7 protein-coding genes and 3 tRNA genes are annotated in these 6777 nt (G+C 68.2%); 6 read left to right on the top strand and 4 right to left on the bottom strand.

The window, feature by feature from the left end:
• Window positions 1-305: cytochrome c family protein (locus INE98_RS00800; protein ID WP_367120150.1), on the bottom strand; the 305-nt coding region annotated here is incomplete at its 3' end.
• A gap of 46 nt (window positions 306-351) precedes the next feature.
• A tRNA-Thr gene (locus INE98_RS00795) sits at window positions 352-427 on the bottom strand.
• Between the two features lie 120 nt (window positions 428-547).
• On the opposite strand from INE98_RS00795, the gene metG reads away from it, so the two are divergent.
• Window positions 548-2323, top strand: coding sequence for a methionine--tRNA ligase (metG, locus tag INE98_RS00790; RefSeq protein WP_293535827.1), 1776 nt, complete (start codon window positions 548-550; stop codon window positions 2321-2323).
• A 1-nt stretch (window position 2324) separates the two neighbouring features.
• On the opposite strand, the gene INE98_RS00785 is transcribed toward metG, so the two are convergent.
• Window positions 2325-3074 carry a YjbE family putative metal transport protein gene (locus INE98_RS00785; RefSeq protein WP_293535825.1) on the bottom strand — a complete coding sequence of 250 codons (750 nt, stop codon included), beginning with the start codon at window positions 3072-3074 and terminating at the stop codon, window positions 2325-2327.
• 101 nt (window positions 3075-3175) lie between these two features.
• On the opposite strand from INE98_RS00785, the gene INE98_RS00780 reads away from it, so the two are divergent.
• Window positions 3176-4231, top strand: coding sequence for an amidohydrolase (locus INE98_RS00780; RefSeq protein ID WP_293535823.1), 1056 nt, complete (start codon window positions 3176-3178; stop codon window positions 4229-4231).
• A 71-nt stretch (window positions 4232-4302) separates the two neighbouring features.
• A complete protein-coding gene (locus INE98_RS00775; RefSeq protein ID WP_293535821.1) occupies window positions 4303-5538 on the top strand; it encodes an acyl-CoA dehydrogenase family protein in 1236 nt (411 codons plus the stop codon).
• Window positions 5539-5547: 9 nt separating this feature from the next.
• On the opposite strand, the gene INE98_RS00770 is transcribed toward INE98_RS00775, so the two are convergent.
• Window positions 5548-6306, bottom strand: a complete 759-nt coding sequence (locus tag INE98_RS00770) for an RNA methyltransferase (protein WP_293535831.1) — start codon at window positions 6304-6306, stop codon at window positions 5548-5550.
• Window positions 6307-6419: 113 nt separating this feature from the next.
• Between INE98_RS00770 and INE98_RS00765 the strand changes: the two genes are divergently transcribed.
• From INE98_RS00765 to INE98_RS00755, 3 genes are all read left to right on the top strand, one after another.
• A tRNA-Tyr gene (locus tag INE98_RS00765) sits at window positions 6420-6505 on the top strand.
• Between the two features lie 52 nt (window positions 6506-6557).
• Window positions 6558-6631 (top strand) — tRNA-Gly (locus INE98_RS00760).
• A gap of 27 nt (window positions 6632-6658) precedes the next feature.
• On the top strand, window positions 6659-6777 hold a 119-nt coding region (locus INE98_RS00755; protein WP_293535829.1), incomplete at its 3' end, for a GTP-binding protein.

Here is a 6777-nt window from a genome sequence, read left to right as displayed (position 1 = left end):
GCCGCCTTCGCGCCAAAGGTGCCCCAGAGGTTCGGCCCGGTCAGGTTGGCTCCGCCCTCCACCAAGGTGTGGCAGGATCGGCACATCGCATAGAGCGCCTCGCCCTTCTCAAGGTCGGCGCTGCGGTAAGGCTCCGGCAGCTCGGCCTGCAGGGCCGCCTTCTGGGCGTCGGTCAGAGGCGGCGAGGCCGCTGGCTGCACCCCGGCGGAGTCCGCGGTCTCCCCATCCGTCGCTGGCTTCCCGCAGGCCGCAAGGGACATGGCGGCCATAATCGCGATGGCGATGAGGGGGCGGTCGGCGGACATGGGCGACTCCGGGACAAGGGGCCAGACGGGCCTGGGCGATCATATATGGTGCCGGCTACAGGACTCGAACCCGTGACCTTCGGTTTACAAAACCGCTGCTCTACCAGCTGAGCTAAGCCGGCCCGGGCGCTCCGATGCCAGAAGCCGGGCGCGCCGACAACCAAAGAACGGCGCCGCGCTTTGTTCCGATGGAAGGGCGCCCTATAAGCCCGCGCTTCGCGCCTCCTCATTACGAGAGCCCCATGACCCGCATCCTCATCACCTCGGCCTTGCCCTATATCAACGGGATCAAGCACCTGGGGACCCTGGCGGGATCCATGCTGCCGGCGGATGTCTATGCCCGCTTCAAGCGCGCCCAGGGGCTGGAAACCCTCTACATCTGCGCCACGGACGAGCACGGCACGCCAACCGAGCTGGCCGCCGCCGCGGCGGGGATCGACGCGGCGACCTTCTGTTTGCAGCAGCATGAGGTCCAGTCGGAACTCGCCGCCCGTTTCGGCCTGTCATGGGACCATTTCGGCCGTTCCTCTTCCGAGCAGAACCGGGACATGACCCAGGCCATGGCGCGCCAGCTCTGGGAGAGCGGCTTCATCGAGGAGCGCGTCACCCAGCAGGTCTATTCCAACGCCGACCATCGCTTTCTGCCGGATCGTTACGTCATCGGAACCTGTCCGCACTGCGGCTACGCCGCCGCTCGTGGGGACCAGTGCGAGAACTGCACGCGCGTGCTGGACCCGGCGGACCTGATCCAGCCACGCTCGGCGGTCTCCGGGTCGGACGACATCGAAATTCGACCCTCCAAGCATCTCTTCCTGAGGCAGAGCCTGTTCGCCGAGCGGCTACGCGCGTGGATCGAGGGCAAGAAGGCGAGCTGGCCCCTGCTGGTCACCTCCATCGCGCTCAAATGGCTGGACGAGGGCCTCCAGGACCGGGGGATCACCCGCGACCTGGAGTGGGGCGTGCCGGTCAACGCCGCCGACTGGGGCCCCAATCCGGACGGCCTCCGCCCGGATGTCGAGGGCCTCAAGGGCAAGGTGTTCTACGTCTGGTTCGACGCCCCGATCGAGTACATTGGCGCCACCCGGGAATGGGCGGACGCCACGGGCGCGGACTGGGAGCGCTGGTGGCGGGGCGAGGCCGCCTCGGACGTCACCTATGTGCAGTTCATGGGCAAGGACAACGTGCCGTTCCACACGGTGGGCTTTCCCTGCACCCTGATCGGCGTGAATGAGCGGCTGGGCCCGGACGGCGCCTGGACGCCGGCCTCGAACGCTCCCTGGAAGCTGGTCGACCGTCTGAAGGGCTTCAACTGGCTGGACTATTACGGCGGCCGCTTCTCGACCTCCCAGCAGCGCGGGGTCTTCATGGACCAGGCCCTGGAGCTCCTGCCTGCGGATTACTGGCGCTGGTGGATCATCGCCAATGCGCCTGAGGGGTCCGACGCAAGCTTTGTCTGGGAGCAGTTCCAGGCCCAGGTGAACGCCGACCTGGCCGACGTCTTCGGCAACTTCATCAATCGAATCCTGCGCTTCACCGAAAGCCGCTTCGACGGGAAGGTCCCCGACGGTGGGGAGGAAGGGCCCCTGGAGGCCCGGCTGCGCGCCGACGTAGCCGAGAAGCTGGCCGACCTTACAGCGCAGCTCGAGGCTCTGGAGATGCGCAAGTCCGCCCAGGCCCTGCGCCAGCTCTGGGTGCTGGGCAACCAGTACCTGACCGAGGCCGCCCCCTGGACGGCGGTCAAGACCGATCGCGACCGGGCGGCGGTCTCCGTGCGGATGGGCCTGAACCTTGTGGCGCTGTTCGCGCGGGTTTCCCGGCCCTTCATCCCCTTCACCTGCGAGGTGGTTGCGAATGCGGTGGGCGAGGGTCCCGACGCGTCCTGGCCGGACCCTGCGGTCGCCCTTGATCTCCTGCCCACTGGGCGGGAGGTGCGGGCGCCGGACGTCCTGTTCCGCAAGGTTGAGGCCGAGCAGGTCGAGGCCTGGCGCGCCCGTTTCGGCGGACCAATGGCCGTCTGATCTACCGGCCGGTCAGGGCCTTTCGGCTGGCCTCCTCCTCAGGGCTGATGTCGAGGGCGTCCGGAGCGGCGGCATTGTAGGCAGGGGTTTGCTGAAGATCGATGACGACCGTCCGGTGACCCTGCCAGATCATGTGCAGGGCGACGTAGAGGACGATGGCCAGGCCGGCAAAGCCCAGCCACCGATGCCGCTGCAGAAGGCTGGCGATCCAGGTGGCGGCGATCCCCATGAGGGCGATGGAAAGCAGGAGGCCCACCACCAGGACCCAGACGTGCTCGCGGGCCGCGCCGGCCACCGCCAGGACGTTGTCCAGGGACATGGCCACGTCCGCCAGCAGGATCTGCGTCATGGCCTGGCGCATTGTCTTCGGCGCCGGCGTGGTGGTGGGCTCGCCCTCGAACTCGATCCCGGTGGCGTCCTCCAGAGCCTCCGCCGCCTCGGCGGCCTCGGCCTCGTGGCCTTCGCGCAGCTCTCGCCACATCTTCCAGCAGACCCAGAGCAGGAGGATCCCGCCCGCCAGGAGCAGGCCGATCAGCTGAAGGAGCTGAACCGTGACCACGGCGAGGGCCAGACGGAGCACCACGGCGGCGATCAGGCCGTAAAGGATCGCCTTGCGTCTCTGCTCGGCGGGCAGGCCGGCGGCGGCGAGGCCGACGGCCACGGCGTTGTCGCCGGCCAGGGCCAGGTCGATCAGGATGACCTGTCCAAGAGCGATCATGGCTTCGGCGGAGGGGAGGGCGATATCCAGCATGATCTCTTTTGGCGCGGAGCCGGCCCACGGGCAACCTCGCCGCGCTTGCAGCGGGTGGGGGCTGGCGGCAAGTTGCGGAAAAGCCAAGGGAGGACGCCCCCATGACCCGGACCCTGACCCCTCCGGAGCCGATCCTCGAGCCGGACCTGCCGATCATCGATCCGCACCACCACCTCTGGGACCGGCCGGGCGCCCGCGACGCCGAGCTTCCACCGCCGTCCCATCCCTTCGAGGCGGTGATCCGGCTCTCGCCCCGCTATCTCTTCGACGAACTGCTGGCCGACATGACCAGCGGGCACAAGGTGGTGGCGACGGTCTACATGGAGTGCGGGGCCATGTACCGTCGGGGTGCGGACCCCGCCTTTCGCCCGGTCGGCGAGACGGAGTTCGTGAACGGCGTCGCGGCCATGTCGGCCAGCGGGATCTATGGCGATGTCCGGGCCTGCGCAGCCATTGTCGGTCATGTCGACCTGACCCTCGGTGCGTCCGCCCGGGCGGTGCTGGAGGCGCACATGGCCGCCAGCCCCCGGTTCCGGGGAATCCGGCACGCAGCGTCCTCTGATCCGGATCCGGCGGTGCTCGGACCCCTCGCGGGCCGCCCGCCCGGGCTCTATCGGGACGCCCGGTTCCGCGAGGGGTTCGCCCAGCTGGCCCCTCTGGGCCTGTCCTTCGACGCCTGGCTTCTGGAGCCGCAGCTGGATGACCTCATCGACCTGGCCCGGGCCTTTCCGGAGACCCGGATCATCCTGGATCATGTTGGCACGCCCCTGGGTCTTGGGGTCTACGCCGGCCGGCGTGAAGAGCGCTTTCCCGTCTGGCGAGAGAAGATCCGCGCGCTTGCCGCCCTGCCGAACGTCGCCTGCAAGGTCGGCGGGCTGGCCATGGCCTTTCCCGCCTTCCCCTCCTTCCTTTCAGACCCGCCGGCGAGTTCCGAACAGCTCGCAGCCGAGTGGCGCCCGCACGTGGAGACCTGCATCGAGGCCTTCGGGCCTGAGCGGTGCATGTTCGAGAGCAACTTCCCCGTCGATCTGGGTTCCTGCGACTACCGGACCCTGTGGAACGCCTTCAAGCGCCTGGCCGCGGGTGCGTCCGCCGATGAAAAAACCGCGCTCTTCTCGGGGACCGCGCAAGGGATCTACCGGGTGGACCTGGCCTGACGCAGCGTCAGGGCCTTGCCCCGGAAACCTTCCCACCGCACAGTCGCTTCAACAAGACAGGGGAGAAAACCATGGCGATCGATTTCGAGATTCCGGAAGACGCAAAGGCGATCCGCGAGCGGGTGCGCCGCTGGGTGCACGAGGAGTGCATCCCGGCCGAAAAGCGGCTGGTGGACCGGGAGTCCTTCAAGGTCGTGCTGGCCGAACTGAGGGCCAAGGCGCGGTCTCAGGGCCTGTGGAGCCCCTTCATCCCCAAGGAATACGGGGGCATGGGGCTCGGCCCTCTGGCGAACGCCCTTGTCCAGATGGAACTGGGCGAGAGCCACCTGGGCGCCCTGTCGATGAACAGCCAGGGCCCTGACGACGCGACCATGCTGACCCTGCTGGCGCACGGCACCGACTTCCAGAAGGAAAAGTACCTCAAGCCGCTTCTCAACGGCGAGAAGCGCGTCTGCTACTCCATGACCGAGAAGGCCGCAGGCGCCGACGCCACGGGCATGCAGACCCGGGCGGTCAAGGACGGCAAGGGCAACTACGTCCTGAATGGCGAGAAGTGGTTCTCGTCGGCCGCCAGCGCCGCGGACCTGGCGGTGGTGATGGCCATGACCAATCCGGACGCGCCGCGTCACCAGCGATACTCGACCTTTATCGTCGAACTGCCCAACCCGGGCTACATCATCAAGCGCGACATTGCGACCATGGCTGCAGAGGGGCCCCTGTCCCACATCATGGGCGGCGGTCACTCCGAGATCGAGATCAAGGACCTTGTCGTGCCGGAGGAAAACCTCCTGGGCGGGGAGGGTAACGGCTTCAACATGGGTCAGCACCGCCTGGCCTACGGCCGCCTGCGCCATGGCATGCACAATGTGGCCCTGGCCCAGCGGGCCCTTGATCTGGCGGTCAAGCACGTCACCTCACGCGAGACCTTCGGGCAGAAGCTGTCCAAGCGGCAGGGGGTCCAGTGGATGCTGGCCGACTGCGCCAGCGAGCTCTACATGGCCCGGCTGATGCTGCTGCACATCGCCTACAAGGCCGAGAAGGGCATGGACCTTCGGCAGGAGAATTCCATCGCCAAGGTCTTCCTGGCGAACATGGTGCACAAGGTGGTGGACACCGCCATCCAGCTGCACGGGGCCCTGGGCTACAGCCGCGATACGCCCCTGGCCGCCTGGTACACCCATATCCGTTCGCAGCGGCTGGTGGACGGTCCGGACGAGGTGCACCGCTGGACCACGGGCCGCAACGTCATCCGCGCCTTCGAGCGGGATGGAACCTCTGCGGCGGCGGCGGGCGGCGACCTGCTCTGACGTTCCGGCTCAGCGGCGGGGGCGGGCGGCTTCGTAAAGGGCCACCGCCGCCGCCGCCGCCACATTGAGGCTCTCGAAGCCGCCGGGCATGGGGATGCGGGCGGTGTCGTCGCAGTGCTCTGCGACCAGCCGACGGACACCCTCGCCTTCGGACCCCAGAACCAGGACGACCGGGGCGCCGTCGAGCACTTCCGACAGGTCGCGACTGGCGCCGCCGTCCAGGCCGATCGCCCGCCAGCCCAGGTCCGAGAGTCGCTCGAGCGCCCGTGACAGATTGACGGTCCTTGCGACCGGCAGGCGGTCGACAGCGCCGGCGGCGGCCTTGGCCAGGGCCCCGGAAAGGCGCGGGGCGCGCCTCTCCTGCAGGATGACCCCCCGGGCGCCGAAGGCGGCTGCCGAACGCAGGATGGCGCCGACATTCCCCGGGTCGGTCACCTGGTCCAGCATGAGGAGAACGGCCCCCGGCTCTGGAGCGAAGTCGTCGAGGTCCACGGGTTCCGGCTCGGGCCCTTCAAGGGCCAGGCCCTGGTGGGCGGCGCCCGCGGGGAGGAGGCGGGACAGGTACCCGGCGTCCATGATCTCGAGCCGCTTGAGGGGCCCGAATCGCGTCTCGAGGCCGCGTGCGCGGTCGGGGGTGGCGACCAGCCTGCGCAGGGCTGGACGCGCCGGGTTGGCGAGGGCCGCCTCGACGGCGTGGACGCCCCAGATCCACTCGCCGGAAGGCCCGCTGCGACGGGCTTTTCCGGGATCGCCGTGCGCAGATGACACGGCCCCCGGCCGGCGGTTCCGGCCTGCGTTGCGTTCGGAAAAGGAGGCCACTATAAGACGCGCTCCAAATTGGGGGCGGGGTTTCCCGGCCTTGATAGGATGTCCGGCGCACTGGGGGAATGTCCCGAGTGGCAAAGGGGGGGGACTGTAAATCCCCTGGCGCAAGCCTTCGTAGGTTCGAGTCCTACTTCCCCCACCAGGCGCCGGTCGTGAACCATAGTCCAGGAGGCTCGCAGGAGCGCCGCCCAAATGCGGGTATAGCACAATGGTAGTGCAGCAGCCTTCCAAGCTGAGGATGCGGGTTCGATTCCCGCTACCCGCTCCAACCCTCTAGACCAGCCGGCAGGACCCCATGGCCAAAGAGAAATTCGAACGCAATAAGCCTCACTGCAACATCGGCACGATTGGTCACGTTGACCATGGCAAGACGACGCTGACGGCTGCGATCACGATGACGCTTGCGAAGTCGGG

The sequence above is a fragment of the Phenylobacterium sp. genome (genome assembly GCF_020253645.1).
Taxonomy (GTDB): Bacteria; Pseudomonadota; Alphaproteobacteria; order Caulobacterales; family Caulobacteraceae; genus Phenylobacterium.
The sequence above is the reverse complement of the archived record's forward strand: the minus strand, read 5'-3'. Positions and strand labels throughout refer to the sequence as shown.

Excerpts from the sequence above, each read along its gene's own strand:
- metG (WP_293535827.1), top strand. The coding sequence starts at position 548 with ATGACCCGCATCCTCATCACCTCGGCCTTGCCCTATATCAACGGGATC.
- INE98_RS00785 (WP_293535825.1), bottom strand. The coding sequence starts at position 3,074 with ATGCTGGATATCGCCCTCCCCTCCGCCGAAGCCATGATCGCTCTTGGA.
- INE98_RS00780 (WP_293535823.1), top strand. The coding sequence starts at position 3,176 with ATGACCCGGACCCTGACCCCTCCGGAGCCGATCCTCGAGCCGGACCTG.
- INE98_RS00775 (WP_293535821.1), top strand. The coding sequence starts at position 4,303 with ATGGCGATCGATTTCGAGATTCCGGAAGACGCAAAGGCGATCCGCGAG.